The sequence below is a fragment of the Streptomyces sp. TRM68367 genome (genome assembly GCF_014495685.1).
GTDB lineage: Bacteria > Actinomycetota > Actinomycetes > Streptomycetales > Streptomycetaceae > Streptomyces.
In genome coordinates this window covers 1-19,139 of record NZ_JACTVI010000093.1, presented here as the reverse complement: position 1 = coordinate 19,139, position 19,139 = coordinate 1, and the positions used below count along the sequence as shown (strand labels likewise).

General features: G+C 72.2%; 17 protein-coding genes and 2 pseudogenes. 6 read left to right on the top strand and 13 right to left on the bottom strand.

The features are described 5' to 3' along the window. Positions 1-45: 45 nt before the first annotated feature. The 3 genes from H8R17_RS45960 to H8R17_RS36465 form a co-directional block, all read right to left on the bottom strand. On the bottom strand, positions 46-267 hold the full coding sequence (locus H8R17_RS45960) for a DUF6299 family protein (RefSeq protein ID WP_187827497.1): 222 nt from the start codon (positions 265-267) through the stop codon (positions 46-48). 205 nt (positions 268-472) lie between these two features. Further along, positions 473-871 (bottom strand): RidA family protein, encoded by a 399-nt coding sequence (locus tag H8R17_RS36470; protein WP_187827496.1) that lies wholly within the window; start codon positions 869-871, stop codon positions 473-475. Further along, positions 868-2,019: an acyl-CoA dehydrogenase family protein gene (locus H8R17_RS36465; protein ID WP_187827495.1), complete on the bottom strand. Its 1,152-nt coding sequence runs from the start codon at positions 2,017-2,019 to the stop codon at positions 868-870. The genes H8R17_RS36470 and H8R17_RS36465 overlap by 4 nt, the downstream gene beginning before the upstream one ends. A 127-nt stretch (positions 2,020-2,146) precedes the next feature. Between H8R17_RS36465 and H8R17_RS36460 the strand changes: the two genes are divergently transcribed. Together H8R17_RS36460 and H8R17_RS36455 are read left to right on the top strand one after the other, a co-directional pair. Continuing rightward, complete coding sequence (locus H8R17_RS36460; protein ID WP_187827494.1) at positions 2,147-3,745, top strand: AMP-binding protein; 1,599 nt, start codon at positions 2,147-2,149, stop codon at positions 3,743-3,745. 42 nt (positions 3,746-3,787) lie between these two features. Next, complete coding sequence (locus H8R17_RS36455; RefSeq protein WP_187827493.1) at positions 3,788-4,600, top strand: PaaX family transcriptional regulator C-terminal domain-containing protein; 813 nt, start codon at positions 3,788-3,790, stop codon at positions 4,598-4,600. 18 nt (positions 4,601-4,618) lie between these two features. Here the strand turns inward: H8R17_RS36455 and H8R17_RS36450 are convergent, their stop codons facing one another. Together H8R17_RS36450 and H8R17_RS36445 are read right to left on the bottom strand one after the other, a co-directional pair. Further along, on the bottom strand, positions 4,619-7,006 hold the full coding sequence (locus H8R17_RS36450; protein ID WP_316959634.1) for a bifunctional salicylyl-CoA 5-hydroxylase/oxidoreductase: 2,388 nt from the start codon (positions 7,004-7,006) through the stop codon (positions 4,619-4,621). Beyond that, a complete protein-coding gene (locus H8R17_RS36445) occupies positions 7,003-7,830 on the bottom strand; it encodes an enoyl-CoA hydratase family protein (protein WP_187827491.1) in 828 nt (275 codons plus the stop codon). Before H8R17_RS36445 ends, H8R17_RS36450 begins: the two co-directional genes overlap by 4 nt. Before the next feature lie 221 nt (positions 7,831-8,051). Here H8R17_RS36445 and H8R17_RS36440 point away from each other — a divergent pair, with 221 nt between their 5' ends. Continuing rightward, positions 8,052-8,501 carry an ATP-binding protein gene (locus H8R17_RS36440; RefSeq protein WP_187827490.1) on the top strand — a complete coding sequence of 150 codons (450 nt, stop codon included), beginning with the start codon at positions 8,052-8,054 and terminating at the stop codon, positions 8,499-8,501. A 21-nt stretch (positions 8,502-8,522) separates the two neighbouring features. Here H8R17_RS36440 and argF read toward each other — a convergent pair whose 3' ends face one another. The 4 genes from argF to H8R17_RS36420 form a co-directional block, all read right to left on the bottom strand. Then, positions 8,523-9,530: an ornithine carbamoyltransferase gene (gene argF, locus H8R17_RS36435; RefSeq protein ID WP_187827489.1), complete on the bottom strand. Its 1,008-nt coding sequence runs from the start codon at positions 9,528-9,530 to the stop codon at positions 8,523-8,525. 73 nt (positions 9,531-9,603) lie between these two features. Beyond that, a complete protein-coding gene (locus H8R17_RS36430) occupies positions 9,604-10,827 on the bottom strand; it encodes an arginine deiminase (protein WP_187827488.1) in 1,224 nt (407 codons plus the stop codon). A gap of 87 nt (positions 10,828-10,914) precedes the next feature. Then, complete coding sequence (locus H8R17_RS36425; RefSeq protein WP_187827487.1) at positions 10,915-13,491, bottom strand: polynucleotide kinase-phosphatase; 2,577 nt, start codon at positions 13,489-13,491, stop codon at positions 10,915-10,917. Then, on the bottom strand, positions 13,488-15,005 hold the full coding sequence (locus H8R17_RS36420) for a 3' terminal RNA ribose 2'-O-methyltransferase Hen1 (protein WP_187827486.1): 1,518 nt from the start codon (positions 15,003-15,005) through the stop codon (positions 13,488-13,490). Before H8R17_RS36420 ends, H8R17_RS36425 begins: the two co-directional genes overlap by 4 nt. A 252-nt stretch (positions 15,006-15,257) precedes the next feature. On the opposite strand from H8R17_RS36420, the pseudogene H8R17_RS48935 reads away from it, so the two are divergent. The 3 genes and pseudogenes from H8R17_RS48935 to H8R17_RS36405 form a co-directional block, all read left to right on the top strand. Then, positions 15,258-15,607 (top strand): annotated as a pseudogene (locus tag H8R17_RS48935) (cytochrome P450); the annotation flags it as partial. Positions 15,608-15,679: 72 nt separating this feature from the next. Further along, the gene (locus tag H8R17_RS36410) at positions 15,680-17,296 is read left to right on the top strand and encodes a hypothetical protein (RefSeq protein WP_187827485.1); all 1,617 of its coding nucleotides are present in this window, start codon (positions 15,680-15,682) and stop codon (positions 17,294-17,296) included. A 67-nt stretch (positions 17,297-17,363) separates the two neighbouring features. Then, complete coding sequence (locus H8R17_RS36405; protein WP_262505790.1) at positions 17,364-17,714, top strand: hypothetical protein; 351 nt, start codon at positions 17,364-17,366, stop codon at positions 17,712-17,714. Positions 17,715-17,733: 19 nt separating this feature from the next. On the opposite strand, the pseudogene H8R17_RS36400 reads toward H8R17_RS36405, so the two are convergent. The 4 genes and pseudogenes from H8R17_RS36400 to H8R17_RS36385 form a co-directional block, all read right to left on the bottom strand. Continuing rightward, positions 17,734-17,892, bottom strand: a pseudogene (locus H8R17_RS36400) (adenosylhomocysteinase); the annotation flags it as partial. Further along, positions 17,892-18,263 carry a hypothetical protein gene (locus H8R17_RS47785; protein WP_187827504.1) on the bottom strand — a complete coding sequence of 124 codons (372 nt, stop codon included), beginning with the start codon at positions 18,261-18,263 and terminating at the stop codon, positions 17,892-17,894. The pseudogene H8R17_RS36400 and the gene H8R17_RS47785, both read right to left, overlap by 1 nt. Positions 18,264-18,285: 22 nt before the next feature. Further along, positions 18,286-18,753 (bottom strand): hypothetical protein, encoded by a 468-nt coding sequence (locus tag H8R17_RS47780; RefSeq protein ID WP_262505789.1) that lies wholly within the window; start codon positions 18,751-18,753, stop codon positions 18,286-18,288. 89 nt (positions 18,754-18,842) lie between these two features. Continuing rightward, on the bottom strand, positions 18,843-19,139 hold a 297-nt coding region (locus H8R17_RS36385; protein WP_187827484.1), incomplete at its 5' end, for a LuxR C-terminal-related transcriptional regulator.

The following is a 19,139-nucleotide window of genomic DNA, read 5'->3' as shown; positions in this document are numbered from 1 at the left end:
AATGTCGGGACGCCAGGGCAAAGGACCGGGAGAGACAGGAGCGCATCAGGCCGTGACGAGCGTGACGGCGGTGCGTCGCGTGGAAGTGGGCCGGGGCAGCCCGGAGTCGCTGCGCAGTTCCATCACGGTCGCCTCGACGCGGGCCTCACCGGCCGTGATCGCACCCGCCTCCGGCCTGCCCGAGCTCTCCCAGCGGTGCTCCGTCCCGTCGCACACGGCCCGCGAGCCGTCGAGGCCGTACCACACGGTCGAGGAGCTATGGCCCACGGAGTCGCTGACGAAGGCCGGGGCCGTGGCGCCGGGGCAACGGTAGGTGCCGGAGGGTGACGGTGCCGTCGGCGGCGATCCGGCCCGTCGGGTCGATGGTCACGGTCTCGGACGACCCGGCGCCGGACGCGGGCGGTGCGGCGGACGCGGCGGTGGGGGCCGCTTCGGTGGCGAGTCCGCACCGACCGTCGTGGAACCGTCCCGGCTACGGCAGTACGGCGAACCCGTCCAGCTCCACCATCGCCTCCTCGTCCCACAGGCGCACGACCTGTACGACGGCCATCGCCGGATAGTCCCGGCCCGCCAACTCACGCCAGATACGGCCCAGTTCGGCGGCGTGTGTGCGATATGCGGCGACGTCGGTGGCATGGACGGTGACCCGGGCGAGGTCGGCGGGCGTGCCGCCGGCGTGGCTCAGGGCGGTGAGCAGGTTGGTGAGCGCCCGCGCGAACTGCTCCGGGAGTGTGCCGCCGGCCACCTTCCCGTGGGCGTCCAGGGCGGTCTGCCCCGCCAGGAACACCACCCTGGATCCGGTGGCGACGACGGCGTGCGAGAAGCCGGCGGGCGGGGAGAGTCCGGGCGGGTTGATGCGCTCGGCGGTCACGGCGCCTCCTGGCCGGCGTCCGGCTCCTTGTCACACGACTCGTACAACTCCTTGGCGATGATGCTCCGTTGGACTTCGCTCGCGCCCTCGTAGATCCGCGGGGCGCGGACCTCCCGGTAGAGGTGTTCGAGGAGGTGACCGCGGCGCAGGGCCCGCGCGCCGTGCAGCTGGACGGCCGCGTCGACGACGTACTGCGCGGTCTCCGTGGCCAGCAGCTTGGCCATCGCCGCGCGCTGGGGAACGTCCGGGGCGCCCGCGTCGTACGCCGTGGCCGCCGCGTACACCATCAGGCGGGCCGCCTCCGTGCGCAGCGCCATCTCCGCGACCTGGTGGGACACCGTTTGAAGGGCCCTCAACTTGCCCCCGAACGCGTCCCGCCCCGCGGTGTGCGCGAGGGTCGCGTCCAGGGCCGCCTGCGCCATGCCGACCGCGAGGGCGCCGACGCTGGGCCGGAACAGGTTGAGGGTGTGCATGGCGACCCGGAAGCCGCGGTCCACCTCGCCGAGCACGTCGTCGGCGGTCACCGGTACGGCGTCGAAGGCGAGGGCGCCGATGGGGTGCGGGGAGAGCATGTCGAGGCCGGTGCCGGTGAGGCCGGGGCGGTCGGCGGGAACCAGGAAGGCGGTCACACCGCGGGCACCGGCGCCGGGGGTGGTGCGGGCGAAGACGGAGTAGAAGTCGGCCTCGGGAGCGTTGGAGATCCAGCACTTCACACCGGTGAGCCGCCAGGCGGACTCTCCGTCGGAGTGAGCGGCCAGCGACAGCGCCGCCGCGTCCGAGCCCGCGCCCGGCTCGCTCAGCGCGAAGGCGGCCACCGCACTGCCGTCGGCCACCAGGGGGAGCCAGCGGGTGCGCTGGGCCTGTGTGCCGCAGGCGTGCACCGGGTGCGCGCCCAGGCCCTGCAACGCCAGCGCCGTCTCCGCCTCCGTGCAGGCGTACGCCAGTGACTCCCGCATCAGGCACAGGTCGAGCGCACCGGAGGTGAACAGGCGGGGCAGCAGGCCGAGGGTTCCGAGTTCGGCGACCAGGGGGCGGTTGACCCGGCCGGGCTCCCCCTTCTCGGCGAGCGGACGCAGCCGTTCGGCGGCCTGGATGCGCAGTTCGGCACACCAGGCGAGGTGTTCCGGTTCGAGCGAGAATGCGGTCATCGCCGTGTCCCTTCCCTCGCTGCCGGTCCACTCCCCAGGTTATCGCGCACAGTTGACTGCCGTCACCAACACGATACGCTCCTGATGCGAGCCCACCACGAGCCCACCTTGCAAGGGGGCGAATCGTATGAATCCCCGGGGCACCGCCCACGTCGACACCTTCGCCCGCGACCACCTGCCGCCGCCCGACCAGTGGCCCGAGCTCCGCTTCGACCTGCCGGAGCTGCACTACCCCGAACGGCTGAACTGCGCCGAAGAGCTCCTCACCGGCCCCCCGGACGGCCGCCCGGCCTTCCGTACCCCGTCCGGCGGCACCTGGACGTACGGCGAGCTGCGCACCCGCGTGGACCGCATCGCGCACCTGCTGACCGGTGACCTCGGCGTCGTCCCCGGCAACCGCGTCCTGCTGCGCGGCCCCACCACACCGTGGCTGGCCGCCTGCTGGCTGGCGGTGCTGAAGGCGGGGGCCGTCGCGGTCACGGTGCTCGCCCAGCAGCGCCCGCACGAGCTGACCACCATGTGCGAGATCGCGCAGGTCCGGCACGCCCTGTGCGACATCCGGTCCGTCGACGACCTCGCCAAGGCGGAGATACCGGGGCTGCGCGTCACGACGTACGGCGGCGACGCCCCGGACGACCTGCTGAACCGCCCGGCGCCGGACACGCCGTACCCCGCCGTGGACACGGCGGCCGACGATGTGGCGCTGATCGCGTTCACGTCCGGGACCACCGGGCGCCCCAAGGGCTGCATGCACTTCCACCGGGACGTGCTGGCGATAGCCGACACGTTCGCCCGGCACGTCCTGAGGCCCGGCGCCGACGACGTCTTCGCGGGCAGTCCCCCGCTCGGCTTCACCTTCGGCCTCGGCGGTCTGGTGGTCTTCCCGCTGCGCGCCGGGGCGAGCGCGCTGCTGCTCGAACACGCCGGTCCGAAGCAGTTGCTGCCCGCGGTCGTCGAGCACCGGGTGTCGGTGCTGTTCACCGCGCCGACGGCGTACCGCGCGATGCTCGACGAGCTGGACGGGTACGACATCTCCGCGCTGCGCCGCTGCGTCTCGGCCGGCGAGAACCTGCCCGCGGCCACCTGGCGGGCCTGGCACGAGCGCACCGGCCTGCGCATCATCAACGGCATCGGCGCCACCGAGCTGCTGCACATCTTCATCTCCGCGGCCGACGAGCGGATCCGGCCGGGGACGACGGGCCTGCCCGTACCGGGGTGGCACGCGCGCGTGCAGGGCGAGAACGGCGAGCCGGTGTCCGACGGGGAGCCGGGGCTGCTCGCCGTCCGGGGCCCCGTCGGCTGCCGGTACCTCGCCGATCCGCGGCAGCGCGACTACGTGCACGGCGGCTGGAACATCACCGGGGACACGTACGTCCGCGAACCCGACGGCTACTTCCGGTACGTGGCCCGCGCCGACGACATGATCATCTCGGCCGGGTACAACATCGCGGGACCGGAGGTCGAGGACGCGCTGTTGCGCCACCCGGACGTGGTCGAGACGGCGGTCGTGGGGCGGGCCGACGAGGCGCGCGGGCAGGTCGTGGTGGCGTACGCCGTGCTCAAGGACGGCGCCGAGCGGGACGCGGGGGCGCTGCGCGCCTTCGTCAGGGAGGAGCTGGCGCCGTACAAGTGCCCGCGCGAGATCGTCTTCCTGGACGCGCTGCCGCGCACGGCCACCGGCAAGCTCCAGCGGTTCCGCCTGCGCGCCGAGGGTGACCAGCGATGATCCCGCGCCCACAAGCCACGCCAGTGACCAGCACGACCTAAGATGATCAACGTGTCCGACCAGCATGCACCACGGTCCCTCATCGTCACGCTCTACGGCGCGTACGGGCGCTTCACGCCGGGCCCGGTGCCCGTCGCCGAGCTGATCCGGCTGCTGGCCGCGGTCGGCGTCGACGCCCCCTCCGTACGCTCGTCGGTGTCCCGGCTCAAACGGCGCGGGCTGCTGCTGCCGGCCCGGACGGCGCAGGGCGCGGCCGGGTACGAACTCTCCCCGGACGCCCGGCAGCTGCTGGAGGACGGAGACCGGCGCATCTACGCGACGGCGTCGCCGGAGGACGAGGCCTGGGTGCTCGCGGTGTTCTCGGTGCCGGAATCGGAGCGCCAGAAGCGGCACGTGCTGCGCTCGCGGCTCGCCGGGCTCGGCTTCGGCACGGCCGCGCCCGGTGTGTGGATCGCCCCGGCCCGGCTGTACGAGGAGTCTTGGCACACCCTCCAGCGGCTGCGGCTCGACGCGTACGTCGACTTCTTCCGCGGCGAGCACCTCGGCTTCGCGCCGACCGCCGAGGCGGTGGCCCGCTGGTGGGACCTGGCCGCGATCGCCAAGCAGCACGAGGCGTTCCTCGACCGGCACGCGCCTGTGCTGCACGGCTGGGAGCGGCGGGAGGACACCCCGCCGGAGGAGGCCTACCGCGACTACCTCCTCGCCCTCGACTCCTGGCGCCACCTCCCCTACGCCGACCCCGGCCTGCCCGGCGGCCTGCTCCCCGCCAACTGGCCGGGCGCGCGTTCGGCGGCCGTGTTCCGGGGGCTCCACGAGCGGCTGCGGGACGCGGGGGCGGTGTTCGCGGGCGTGTGACACCTCATTACGGGGAGGTCAACTGCCCAGTGTGAGGCGCGGCTTGGGGGCGTCCGTGCGGCCGGTCTGCGGGCGGCGGCTGCCCGCCCGGTACGGGGCCGGCCAGGCGGCACCCGGGCCCGTGTAGCCCTGCTCGGCCGCCGCGTGCAGCGTCCAGTGCGGGTCGTAGAGGTGCGGGCGCGCCAGGGCGCACAGGTCCGTACGCCCGGCAAGAATCAGGGAGTTGACGTCGTCCCAGGACGAGATCGCCCCGACCGCGATCACCGGCACGCCCACCTCGTGCCGGATCCGGTCGGCGTACGGCGTCTGGTACGACCGCCCGAACTCCGGCCGCTCGTCGGCGACCACCTGCCCGGTGGACACGTCGATCGCGTCGGCGCCGTGCGCGGCGAAGGCGCGGGCGATCCCGACGGCGTCCTCGGCGGTCGTCCCGCCCTCGGCCCAGTCGGTGGCGGAGATGCGGACCGTCATGGGGCGATCGTCCGGCCACACCTCCCGTACCGCGTCGAAGACCTCGAGCGGGAAGCGGAGCCGGTTCTCCAGCGGGCCGCCGTTGGCGTCAGCGCGGTGGTTGGTCAGCGGGGAGAGGAAGCCGGAGAGCAGATAGCCGTGGGCGCAGTGCAGTTCGAGCAGGTCGAAGCCGACGTGCGCGGCGCGTCCGGCGGCGTTCGTGAACTGCTCGCGGATCTCGGCCAGTTGGGTGCGGGTGAGTTCGCTGGGGATCTGGCTGTAGGGCCTGTACGGCAGCGGGGACGCGGCCAGGAGCGGCCAGTTGCCGGCGTCCAGCGGCTCGTCGGTGCCCTTGGTGCTCTCCCACATCAGCTTGGTCGAGCCCTTGCGGCCCGAGTGCCCGAGCTGGACGCCGAGCGCGGTGCCGGGTGCCTGCGCGTGCACGAAGCCGGTGATCCGCCGCCAGGCCTCGGCCTGCTCGTCGGTGTAGAGGCCGGCGCAGCCGGGGGTGATCCGGCCCCCCGCGCTGACGCACACCATCTCGGTCATCACCAGACCGGCGCCACCGAGTGCCCGTGAGCCGAGGTGGACGAGGTGGAAGTCGCCGGGGACGCCGTCGACCGCCGAGTACATGTCCATGGGGGAGACCACGACCCGGTTGCGCAGCGTCAGGCCGCGCAGCCGGAACGGGGTGAACATCGGGGGCGTGCCGGGCGGGCAGCCGAACTCGTGCTCCACCGATTCCGTGAAGCGGGTGTCTCGCAGCCGCAGGTTGTCGTGGGTGACGCGGCGGCTGCGGGTGAGCAGGTTGAAGGCGAACTGGCGGGGTGGCTGGCCGAGGTACAGGGCGAGGTTCTCGAACCACTCCAGGCTGGCGCGGGCGGCGCGCTGGGTGGAGGCGACGATGGGTTTGCGCTCCTGCTCGTATGCGTGCAGCGCGGTTGCCGTATCGGGGTGCTCCTCCAGGCAGGCGGCGAGCGCGAGGGCGTCCTCGACGGCGAGCTTGGTGCCGGAGCCGATGGAGAAGTGGGCGGTGTGGGCGGCGTCGCCGAGGAGGACGACGTTGCCGTGCGACCAGCGTTCGTTGACGACCGTGCGGAAGGTGGTCCACGTCGACTTGTTGGAACGCAGGGGCCGGTTGTCGAGCGCGTCGGCGAAGATCTTGGCGCAGCGGTCGATGGAGTCGTGCGGGTCGGGTTCGTCGAAACCGGCGGCGCGCCAGACCTCCTCGCGCATCTCGACGATCACGGTGGAGGCGTGGGGCGAGTAGGGGTAGCCGTGCAGCTGCATCGCGCCGTGTTCGGTCTCGGCGATCTCGAAGCGGAAGGCGTCGAAGGCGAAGTCGGTGGCCAGCCAGATGTAGCGGCAGCGGTGGGTGGTGAGGTGGGGGCGGAAAGCGTCGGCGTAAGCCTCGCGGGTGGTGCTGTGGACGCCGTCGGCGGCGATCACCAGGTCGTACGTCTCCGCCAGCCATGCCGGGGAGGGGGCCTCGGAACGGAAGCGGAGGTCCACGCCGAGGTCGTGGCACCGGGTGTGGAGGATCTGTAGGAGGCGTTTTCTGCCCAGGGCCGCGAATCCGTGCCCTCCGGAGGTTTGGCGGGTGTTTCTGTGGACGGTGTCGATGTCGTCCCAGCGGATGAATTCCTTGCGGAGGGCTTCGTAGACCACTGGGTCGGCGTGCTCGATGCCGCCGAGGGTTTCGTCGGAGAGGACTACGCCGAAGCCGAAGGTGTCGTTGGGGGCGTTGCGTTCCCAGACGGTGACTTCTCTGGTGGGGTCGAGGCGTTTCAGCAACGCTGCCGCGTAAAGGCCGCCGGGGCCTCCGCCGATGATCGCGACTCGTAGGGGCTGGCTGGGCTTCGTCGGCGAGTGCGGGTTTGCTGTGGCTGGGCGCGCCCACGCGGCGGTAGCCGCATATCGACTACCGCCCCGCGCCCCTGGGGTGGGAACAGTCACCGTCCCCTCCACTTTGGAGGTCGCTTTTCCTGGAACGCCGCGTGGAACTCCGCGTAGTCCTCGCCGTTCATGAGGAGGGCCTGGGTTGCGGCGTCCAGTTCCACCGATGCCGCCAGTGGCATGTCCAGCTCGGCCGTGAGCAACGCCTTCGTCTGGGCGTACGCCAGGGCCGGGCCGTCGGCCAGGCGGTGGGCCAGCGCTTGCGCGGCCTCGTCGGCGGCGCCGTCGTCTGCCAGCTGGCTGATCAGGCCGATGCGCTCGGCCTCCGGTGCCCGTACCGGTTCGCCCAGCATCAGCAGCCGGGTCGCGTGGCCGAGGCCGACGATCCTCGGCAGGAGGTAGGCCGCGCCCATGTCGCCGCCCGACAGGCCGACCTTGGTGAAGAGGAAGGCGAAGCGGGTGGTGGGGTCGGCGACGCGGAAGTCCGCTGCCAGGGCCAGGACGGCTCCGGCGCCGGCCGCGATGCCGTGCACGGCTGCGATCACCGGGAAGGGGCATTCCCGTACGGCCCGGACGACCTGGCCGGTCATGCGGTTGAAGTCGAGGAGCTGGGCGGTGTCCATGGCGAGGGTCGCGCCGATGATCTCGTCGACGTCGCCGCCGGAGCAGAAGCCGCGGCCCTCGCCGGCCAGCACCAGGGCCCGTACCGCCTTCTCCCGGGACAGCTCGGCGAGCAGGTCGCGCAGGTCGGCGTAGGCGCCGAAGGTGAGGGCGTTGAGTTTGTCGGGGCGGGCGAGGGTGACGGTGGCGACGCCGTCCGTGAGGTCGACGCGCAGGTGCTGCCAGCTCTCGGTGCGGGCGGCGGAGCCGGTGAAGGGACTCATGACGTGCGGCCTCCTCGGCGGGCACTGTCTCACGGAGCTCTACCCCATGAAGTTATCACTCATTCGTGACTGTCGTCATGAGCACGCGATAGACGCCGGGCGCCGTGTCGTCACATCCGTCACAGGTCGTCGACACGGTGGTAACGACGGGAGCGGGTGCGCGAGGCCGCGCGTTGAGGGGGACGTAGCATTCATGCGGCTGAAAGCAGGACAGCCTGCTCATGAACGGACCCATCTTGCACGAACGCCCCGCTGCTCCCGCCTCCTGGCGCATCGCGCTGCCGCACACCGTCGCGGCGGTGCCCGTGGCCCGCGCACTGGTCCGTACGGCGCTGGCCGAGCTGGAGCACGCCGCCGACAGCGCCACCGCGGAACTGCTCACGGCGGAGCTGGTGGCCAACGCGGTGGAGCACACCTCCGGGGACGCGCCGATAGAGCTGGTGGTGGAACTGCTGCCGACCGGGTGCCAGGTGGAGGTACACGATCCGGATCCGGTGCCGCCGGGCGATCTGACCAGGCCTCGCGGGGAGGACCCCGACCCCTGGCAGGAACACGGGCGCGGGCTGCTGCTCATCCGCAGCCTCAGCTCGTCCTGCGGTCACCGGGCGACGGAGTCGGGCAAGGCAGTGTGGTTCCGGCTGCCGGTGGTGCCGCGGCAGCGGCGGCCGTAGCAGCCGTGGCACCCGGGGCGGTCAGGCCAGGGTCGCCACCAGGACCGCCTTGATCGTGTGCATGCGGTTCTCGGCCTCGTCGAAGACCACCGAGTGCTCCGACTCGAAGACCTCGTCGGTGACCTCCAGGGACTCCAGGCCGTGCGCCTCGAAGACCTCGCGGCCGACCTTCGTGCCGAGATCGTGGAAGGCCGGCAGGCAGTGCAGGAACCTCACGTCCGGGTTGCCGGTGGCGCGCAGCACGTCCATGGTCACCGCGTAGGGCGCGAGGGCGGCGATCCGCTCGGCCCAGACCTCCTTCGGCTCGCCCATGGAGACCCAGACGTCGGTGGCGACGAAGTCGGCGCCCCGGACACCCGCGGCCACGTCGTCGGTGAGCGTGACGCGGGCGCCGCTGGACTGGGCGAGCCCCCGGGCCCGGTCGACGACTTCCTGCGCGGGCCAGTAGGACTTCGGCGCGACGACGCGCACGTCCATGCCCAGCAGGGCGCCCGTGATCAGGTAGGAGTTGCCCATGTTGAAGCGGGCGTCGCCGAGGTAGGCGAAGGCGATCTCCTGGAGGGGCCTGTCGCTGTGCTCGGTCATGGTGAGCACCTCGGCGAGCATCTGGGTGGGGTGCCAGTCGTCGGTCAGCCCGTTGTAGACCGGCACCCCCGCGTACGCGGCCAGCCCCTCGACCTTCGCCTGGCTGTCCCCGCGGTACTCGATCCCGTCGTACATCCGCCCCAGCACCCGCGCGGTGTCCTTCACGGACTCCTTGTGGCCGATCTGCGAGCCGGACGGGTCGAGGTACGTCGTCGACGCCCCCTGGTCGGCGGCGGCGACCTCGAACGCGCAGCGGGTGCGCGTCGAGGTCTTCTCGAAGATCAGCGCGATGCTCTTCCCGCGCAGGTACTGCGTCTGCGTCCCGGCCTTCTTCGCGGCCTTCAGCTCGGTGGCCAGCTCGATCAGGCCGCGGAACTCCTCCGCCGTGAAGTCCAGCTCCTTCAGGAAGTGGCGGCCGGCGAGGGCGGTCGGGACTGTCGCCATGGGGCGCTCCAGGGGTACGAGAACGGGACTTCTGGAATTCTATACGGAATAGAGCATTAATATACAGGCTGGTCTATGCGGGGTCCCGTTCGACCGGGCAGCTCATGCACCGCGGCCCGCCCCTGCCCCGGCCCAGCTCGCTGCCCGGGATCTCGATCACCTCGATGCCCTGCTTGCGCAGATGCGTGTTGGTGGTGGAGTTGCGCTCGTAGGCGACGACGACGCCCGGTTCGACGGCGAGGACGTTGCAGCCGTCGTCCCACTGCTCCCGCTCGGCCGCGTGGACGTCCTGGGTGGCGGTCAGCACGCGGATCTCGCTCAGCCCGAGCGCGGCGGCGATCGCGCGGTGCATGTGCTCCGGCGGGTGGTCGGTGACCTTCAGCTCCTTGTCGTCGACGCCCGGCTCGATGGTGTACGAGCGGAGCATGCCGAGGCCCGCGTACTGCGTGAAGACGTCGCCGTCGATCATGGTCATCACCGTGTCGAGGTGCATGAGGGCGCGGCTCTTGGGCATGTCCAGGGCCACGATCGTCTCCGCGGAGCCGACGGCGAACAACTTGTGCGCGAGCATCTCCACGGCCTGGGGTGTCGTCCGCTCGCTCATGCCGATGAGGACGGCGCCGTTGCCGATGACGAGTACGTCCCCGCCCTCGATGGTGGACGGGTAGTCGGCCTGGCCCTCGGACCACACGTGGAAGGTCTCGTCGCGGAACAGGGGGTGGTGCCGGTAGATCGCCTCGAAGTGCACGGTCTCGCGCTGCCGGGCCGGCCAGCGCATGGCGTTGATCGAGACGCCGTCGTAGATCCAGGCGGAGGTGTCGCGGGTGAAGAGGTGGTTGGGCAGCGGGTCGAGCAGGAAGTCGTCGAGCTCCATGACGTGGAAGCGCACGGAGGTCGGCTCCGCGTGCGACTCCAGGAACTCCCGCTTGGTCATGCCGCCGATCAGCGCCTCGGCCAGCTCGCGGGAGGGCCGCGTCTCGAAGGCGGCCCGGAGGTGGTCGGTGGCGAGCGGGCCGTACTCCTTCTCGTCGAAGACCCGGTCCAGGACGAGAGCTCTGGCCGCCGGGACCTCCAGGGCCTCGGTGAGCAGGTCGCCGAACAGGTGGACGGTGACGCCGCGGTCGCGCAGCACGTCGGCGAACCCGTCGTGCTCGGCACGCGCCCGGCGCACCCACAGCACGTCGTCGAAGAGCAGCAGGTCCTTGTTGCTGGGGGTGAGCCTTTTGAGCTCAAGATCCGGCCGGTGCAGGATGACGCGGCGCAGCCGCCCGGCCTCGGAGTCGACGTGGAATCCCATGCCTCCATCTTTGACCAATCGGGCGCGTGTTCACCCCCGGCCACCGGCCCCGGTCCGTCACCTGTCCGGACGGGGGCCGGCCCGTTGCTACAGGCGCGGATCCACCGGCTCCGACTCCAGGGCCAGCACGCCGAAGACCGCCTCGTGCACGCGCCACAGCGGCTCGCCCTCGGCCAGGCGGTCCAGGGCCTCCAGGCCGAGGGCGTACTCCCTCAGCGCCAGGGACCGCTTGTGGTTCAGGAAGCGGGAGCGCAGGCGGGCGAGGTTGTCGGGGCGGGTGTACTCGGGGCCGTAGATGATACGCAGGTACTCACGGCCGCGGCACTTGATGCCGGGCTGCACCAGGCGCCCCTGGCTGTCGCGCACCAGCGCGCCGGCCGGCTTGACGACCATGCCCTCACCGCCGCGGCCGGTCATCTCCAGCCACCAGTCGACGCCGGCCCGCACCGACCCGGGGTCGCCGGTGTCGACGTACAGGCGGCGGGTCGTCTGGAGCAGTCCGCCGGTGTCGTGCTCGACGAGCCGGTCGACCAGGGCCAGCTGCTCGTCGTGCGGGAGGCCGGCGAGGCTGCGGCCCTGGACCGCGAGAAGCTGGAAGGGGGCCAGGCGGACGCCGTCCAGGCCGTCGGTGGTCCAGCAGTAGCGCCGGTACGCCTCGGTGAACGCGGCGGCGGAATCGGCGCGTTCCCGCTGACGGGCCAGGAGGTCACCCACGTCGACGCCCCGCGCGGCGGCGCCCTCCAGGGCCGCCAGGGTGCCGGGGAACACCGCGCCGGAGGCGGCGCCCACGGCGGCGTACTGGGAGCGCAGCAGCCCGGACGCCTTCAGTGACCACGGCATCAGCTCGGCGTCCAGCAGCAGCCAGTCCGTGGCGAGTTCGTCCCACAGCCCGGACTCGTCGGCGGCCGTGCGCACGCGGTCGAGGATCGCCTCGGTGACGGAGGCGTCGTCGAAGAAGGGGCGGCCGGTACGGGTGTACAGCGACCCCGTGGGGCCTCCCCCACTCTCAGCTTCGTTCGAGCGGGACGTACCCCCAGCACCGAACCGCTTGCGGGCCACGTCCGCGTCCCGGCACACCAGGGCCACGGCCCGCGACCCCATGTGCTTCTCCTCGCACACGACCCGGGCGACGCCGCTCTCCGCGTACTGCGCGAAGGCCTCCGTCGGGTGCTCCAGGTAGCCCTCGACGTGGGATGTCGCGGTCGGCGCCATCGTCGGCGGGAGGTACGGCAGCAGCCGCGGGTCGGTCGCGAAGCGGCTCATGACCTCCAGGGCCGCGGCCGCGTTCTCCTCGCGGACGGTGATCCGGCCGGCATGCCGGGTCTCCACCACCCGGCGGCCGTGCACGTCGGCCAGGTCCAGCGGGCGCCCGTCGTGCCCGCCGGGCGCCTCGGTACGCAGCGGCTTCGCCGGCTCGTACCAGACCCGCTCCGCCGGTACGTCGACCAGTTCCCGCTCCGGCCAGCGCAGCGCGGTGAGCTTGCCGCCGAAGACGGCACCGGTGTCCAGGCAGATCGTGTTGTTGAGCCAGGTGGCCTCCGGGACCGGGGTGTGGCCGTAGACGACCGCCGCCCGGCCCCGGTAGTCCTCCGCCCACGGGTAGCGCACCGGCAGCCCGAACTCATCGGTCTCGCCGGTCGTGTCGCCGTACAGGGCGTGCGAGCGGACCCGGCCGGAGGTGCGGCCGTGGTACTTCTCCGGCAGGCCGGCGTGGCAGACGACCAGCCGGCCGCCGTCGAGGACGTAGTGGCTGACGAGGCCGTCGATGAACTCCCGTACCTCCGCGCGGAACTCCTCCGGCTCCCGGTCCATCTGCTCGATGGTCTCGGCCAGGCCGTGGGTGTGCTGGACCCTGCGGCCCTTGAGGTGGCGGCCGTACTTGTTCTCGTGGTTGCCGGGCACGCAGAGCGCGTTGCCCGACTTCACCATGGACATCACCCGGCGCAGCACGCCGGGGCTGTCCGGGCCGCGGTCGACCAGGTCGCCGACGAAGACCGCCGTGCGGCCGTCCGGGTGCACACCGTCGGTGTAGCCCAACTTGCCGAGCAGCACCTCCAGTTCGGCGGCGCAGCCGTGGATGTCGCCGATGATGTCGAACGGGCCGGTGAGGTGGCTCAGGTCGTTGAAACGCTTCTCGGTGACGACCGTGGCGTGCTCGGCCTCCTCGACGCCGCGCAGCACGTGCACCTTGCGGAAACCGTCGCGCTCCAGGTACCTGAGGGAGCGGCGGAGTTCGCGGATGTGCCGCTGGATGACCCGGCGCGGCATGTCGGCGCGGTCGGTGCGGGCCGCGTTGCGCTCGGCGCACACCTCCTCGGGCACGTCGAGCACGACGGCTATCGGCAGCACGTCGTACTGCCTGGCCAGCTCGATGAGCCGGCGCCGGGCGTCCTGCTGCACGCTGGTCGCGTCGACGACGGTACGGCGGCCGGCCGCGAGCCGCTTGCCGGCGATGTAGTAGAGGACGTCGAAGGCGTCCCGGCTCGCGCTCTGGTCGTTCTCGTCGTCGGAGACCAGGCCGCGGCAGAAGTCGGAGGAGAGGACCTCGGTGGGCTTGAAGTGCCGGCGGGCGAAGGTGGACTTGCCGGAGCCGGAGGCGCCGACGAGGACGACCAGGCAGAGGTCGGTGACGGGAAGGACCCGCCCCTTGGGTGTCTCGGTCATGCTGCCTTCGCCTCCTTCCCGGTCTCGGTCCCGAGGGTGAACACGGCCATCTGGGTGGGCGGCCCGACCTCGGGGTCGTCGGGGCCGACGGGGGAAACCGCGACGTCGTAGCCGTGCCGTTCGGCCACGGTGTGCGCCCAGCCGCGGAACTCCTCGCGGGTCCACTCGAAGCGGTGGTCGCCGTGCCGGACGTGCCCGGCCGGGAGGCTCTCCCAGCGCACGTTGTACTCGACGTTCGGGGTCGTCACAAGGACCGTCCGCGGGCGGGCCGAGCCGAACACCGCGTACTCCAGGGCGGGCAGCCTCGGCAGGTCGAGGTGCTCGATCACCTCGCTGAGCACGGCGGCGTCGTAGCCCTTGAGGCGGCTGTCGGTGTAGGCGAGCGAGCCCTGGAGGAGCTTGACGCGCGCGGCCTGCCGCTCTCCCATGCGGTCCAGTTTCAGGCGCCGGCCGGCGACGGTGAGCGCCCGCATCGACACGTCCACGCCGACGATCTCGGTGAACCGCGCGTCCCTGAGCAGCTCCTGGACGAGCTGGCCCTGCCCGCAGCCGAGGTCGAGGACACGGGTGGCGCCGGACTCCTTCAGCGCGGTCACGATCGCCTCCCGGCGCCGCACGGCCAGCGGGGCCGGCTTCTCCTCGGCCTCGGTCTCCGCCTCGACCGCGTTGTCGATCTCCTCGACCTCGCTGTCGTCGGCCTCGGCCAGCCGCACCAGTTCCAGCCGCTCCATCGCCTCCCGGGTCAGCGACCAGCGGCGCGCCAGATACCGGCTGGTGATCAGCTTCTGCTCCGGGTGCCCGGGCAGCCAGCCCTCGCCCACGCGCAGCAGCTTGTCCACCTCGTCGGGCGCGACCCAGTAGTGCTTGGCGTCGTCCAGGACGGGGAGCAGGACGTAGAGGTGGCGCAGGGCCTCGGCGAGCGTGAGCGTGTCGGAGTCGAGGACGAGGCGTACGTAACGGGAGTCGCCCCAGTCCGGGAACCGGACGTCCAGCGGGACGGGGTCGGCGGTGACCGTCCAGCCGAGCGGTTCGAACAGGCGCCGTACGAGGTCGGGGCCGCTGTGTTTGACTGGCTCCGCCTCCGGGGCGCTACAGCCTGCGACTCCGCCGCGGGCGGGCAGTGCGGGCACCTCGACGTGCAGGGGCCTGGCCTGCGCCGGAAGGTCGGGGCGGGCGTTGCACACGCCGCGCATCGCGCTGGAGAACACGCTGCTCAGCGCCACCGCGAGCAGGGAGGAGGCGGCGTAGGGACGGTCGTTGACGTACTGCGCGAGCGCCGCGTCGGGGGCGCCGCCGCGGCCCTTGCCCTTGCCGCGCCGGACCAGCGCCACCGCGTCGACCTCCAGCAGCAGCGCCGCCGTGCACCGCAGCTCGTCCGCCTCGGGGTAGAGGACGTGCGCGGTGCCGTAGGAGGTGGAGAACGCCTGCGCCTTGTCGGGGTGCTTGTGCAGCAGGAAGCCGAGGTCGGTCGCCGGGCGTTCCGGAGTGCCGGTGGTACTGATCGTCAGGAACACTGTTGTGATGCCTCGAAGTGTGATCTGAGGTGCGGGCCGGGAAACGGCCCCTGTTCAGCGCGCTCACACAACGTACAGCGAACACTCGGGGGCCCGGTCAGGATTTTCCGGCCCGGTATGGCCGGTGTCAGAGCCGTGTCAGTCGTGTGGCAGGTCCGTCGGCGATCGTGGCCGCAACAACCGCCACGAGAGGAAACGCGATGGGTCGGACGGTTCCCGTCCCGCACGGCCTGCCCATGGAGCGCGATGCGGGCCAAGTTCATGGAGAGGGACGTGTCGCTCGACGAGAAGATGGCCGCGTACGGCGCACTGACCACGTACCTTTCCGAACTGGTCACGCGCAAACGGGCCGCCCCCGGCGAGGACATACTGTCCGACCTGGCCCGCCATGACGACCTCACCCTCGAGGAGCTGACCGGCCTCGGCTTCCTTGCGCTACCTGGCTGGCCCGCATCGAGATGCGCGCCGGTTTGGCGGGACTGCTGCGTCGCTTCCCGAGCCTCAGGCTCGCCGTCCCCGCCGGCGAGGTGAGACTCAGGACCGACATGAACATCTACGGCGTCCACGAACTGCCGGTCACCTGGACGGAAACGGCCCGCTAAAGTTTTCCTCCGGCCGTAGAGCGAGGGGGAAGCATGTGCGGTGGGGCGCGTGGATGGCGTCCGGTGCGGGGTGTGATGACGCTGCTCGTGCTCTGCGCGGTGCTCACGTCGGTCACCGGTTGGGCCGCGCCGACCGCCGTAGCCGCGCAGCGGCACGACGACCAGGCCCGCTACTTCGCCGAGCGGCTGCGCACGTCCCCCGTCTACATCTCCGACCAAGTGCCGCGCACCGTCCCGCGCTCCGCCGCCCCCGCCTTCGTCGCCCAGGCCGAGCGCACCGGAGTTCCCACCTACGTCCTGGTCCTGCCGTTCTCCGTCGCGATCGACGGAGAGGAGCTGCTGCCGGCCGTGCACGACCGCCTCGGGCGCAAGGGCCTGTACGTCCTCCTCGGAGCGGACGGGGGCGGCGGCTGGGGCGACATCGAGGCCGAGACGTACGGGGTCCGCGTTCCCGCTGACCGCGCCGTGGACACCGCGACGGACTGGCTGCCGGACGATGCCACGGCCCTGGATCTGTTCACCCGCTTCGTCGACGGGCTGCGGGACGGCGGGGACGCGAGCGGCAGCGGGAAGAAGCCCGCTGCCCTCTACACCTCTCCCGAGGCGCGGGAGGGACAGGGCACGGTCACCGGCGTGCTGACCGTCGTGCTCCCGGTCCTCGTCCTGTTGCTGGGCGTCGCGTACTGCCTGCGCCATCGCGGATTCCGCAAGTGGCTGTGGGTCCCCCTGCTGGGCTCGGCCGCGCTCGCGCTGGTCGTCCCGTTCGGGGCCCGCGCCGCCTTCAGCGACACCCGGGCCACCGGGGACCCCGCCCCCACGGCACGGGACATGCGGCTGCGCACCGAGCGGGTGGCGGCGGGGTTGCGTGAGGGCCCCGTCTACGTCGACGCCGAGTCCGTACCGGCGCTCTCGCCCGCGCAGCGGCGGTCTCTCGCCGAGCGTCTCGACGCGCTCGACGTGCCCGTCCGCGTCGTGGTCCTGCCGCTCGACTACGCCGACGAGTCGCGCGGACACGCGGACGTGTTCGCCGAGCGGCTGCACCAGGCGCTGGGGCAGGACGGCGTGTACGTCGTCGCCCACATCGACACCTTCGGCAGCATCACCGTCGACCTGGCCAACTACGGGGCGAAGCTGGCCGACACGGAGCTGCACGACCTCGACGAGTGGGTGGAGTACGGCCCCGAGGACACGGACACGGACGCGGACCCGGCCCTCCAGCAGCGCCTGATGAAGCTGGCCGAGCACATCGCGGACACCCCGCAGGGCCCGCCCGGCCGTCCGGAGGTCGCCCGTGACATCCCGGACCCGGTCGCCGAGGACACCCTCCCGCCGGTCCTCTCCGGACCCTTCTGGTCGGGGGTGCGGGGTGGCGCCGTGGGCGCGGGCGCCCTGTGCGTCGCGGGGCGAGCGGTCATGGGCGTACGCCGGCTACGAGGCGGTCACACCCCCGCTCGCGTGGGCACCGCCGTCGAGGCGCCCGCCGCGCCCGGCACCGGCTGGCTGCGCAGGACGGCGAACTCACCGCTCTCCAGGAGGACTTCGACCGTCTCGACGGCAGAGGCGGCGACCAGGTGCACAGCCATGTGTGGGACTGCCTGGACGCGGCGACGCTGTTGCTGGATCAGGACGGCGATCAGCACATCGATGCCGACGGCCGGGGCGGTGATCTCGCGACGGCACTGGCGCTGATCAGGGCGGGGCAGGCGGTCGTGACGTCGGCGGAGCAGCCCCGCGTGCCGGCGCGCACCGCACGGCTGTGCACGCTCAATCCGCTGCACGGGCCGGCCGCGGAGTACCGCAGGCTCGCAACCGCAGGTGCGGCCGCGCCGCACAGCGCATCACCTGGCGGCCGCTCGGCCGCCGGGAGTCCCTGCGGGTCGCGGCGTGCGCAGAGTGCGCCTGGGCGGTGCGGACCCGCCGCGCGCCTCAGACGCTCACGGACCGGCACGAAGGCCGGGATGTCCCGTACTTCGACGTCCCGGCGGACCAGAGCTTGTGGGCGGCCACCGGCTACGGCTCCCTGGGGGCCGAGCCGCTGACCGCCCGCGTACAGCGGGGCGACTTCACCCGTGCCGCCTCGGCCCGTGAGCGCGCGGCGCAACCGTGATCAGTTGCGGTAACCGTGATCAGTAGCGGTAGTGGTCCGGCTTGTACGGGCCATCCACCGGCACACCGAAGTACTCGGCCTGCTCCGGGCGCAGCGTGGTCAGCTTCACGCCGAGCGCGTCGAGGTGGAGACGGGCGACCTTCTCGTCGAGGTGCTTGGGCAGCACGTAGACGCCGATCAGGTACGCGTACGGGCCGTAGGCGCCGCTGGGCGAGTGCCGCGTCCTTGGCGAGCGAAGGTGAAGCGGACCGGTGTCCGCACCTTCCGTGCGATGCGCGGGTACATCCGGGGCCACAACGGCCCCTCGCGCGCCTCCGTTTCCGGTACCGGGGAGATCAGGTGCCGGCCCTCGCGAAAGGCGTCCGGCGGGTAGAGGCGCAGCGAGCCCCAGTGGCGGCGCCAGTCGCCGTGCCCGTTCTGTCCCGGGAGTTGGTGCGGGTGCACGGCGAGCCGGCTGCCGAGGCCGGAGATGTCCAGGCCGAGCAGGGTACGGCCGCGCTCCTCGGCGGCCGCGGCGAGGGCGAGCTTGCCTCCGTTGGAGTGGGCCACGAGGAACAGTCCCGCGCCGGTGTCATGGGTGGCCGCGAAGGAGGCGAGGGCGTCGTGCAGCGTCGCCGGCCTGTTCCGTCAGGGTCTGCCCGCGGGGCAGCCAGGGGGCCGAACTGCCGTATCCGGGGCGGTCGACGGCCAGGACTGTGTAGCCGATGCCGGCGCCGAGCGTGAGCAGGGAGAGGCCGGGGCGGACCTGACGAGAAGTAGCCCGCCCGCATGCCGCCGCCGTGCACCGCGACGACGACGGCCCTCGGGGCCCCGGCCACGCTCCGGCGATCAGGCGGGACAGGGGGATCCGGCCGGCGTCGACAGAGATCGGGTGGACCTTGGCCGGGTCCGCGTAGATGTCGTCCGCCCGGACCGCGTCGTCCTCCCGGGAGCCCTCCCACAGCTTGTAGACGACCTCGAGGTACTCGTCGGCGATGTCGTACCGCTCGTCGTGCCCGGTCTGCCGGTCGAGCCCGATGTTGCGGGCGGCGCTGTCCACGCTTCCATCCAAAGTTTCCGAATAAACAGACAGATCTGCTTGATATCGCTCGGTTCAGGCAAGCAGGCCTTCCCGCGCCGGGCCCGCCGTCAGCGGCTGTCGGGGGTGACGAGACCCGACTCGTAGGCGAGGACGACCAGCTGGGCGCGGTCGCGTACGGCGAGTTTGCCGAGCAGGCGGCTGACGTGGGTCTTGACGGTCTGTTCGGCGACGACGAGGGTGCCGGCGATCTCGGTGTTGGACAGACCGCGTGCGACGAGGTGCAGGACCTCGGTCTCGCGGGGGGTGAGGCCGGCCAGGCGGCGGTGGCCGTCGCGGCGCACGCGGCGGCGGGCGACGTCCTCGATGAGGCGGCGGGTGATGGAGGGGGCGAGCAGGGCGTCGCC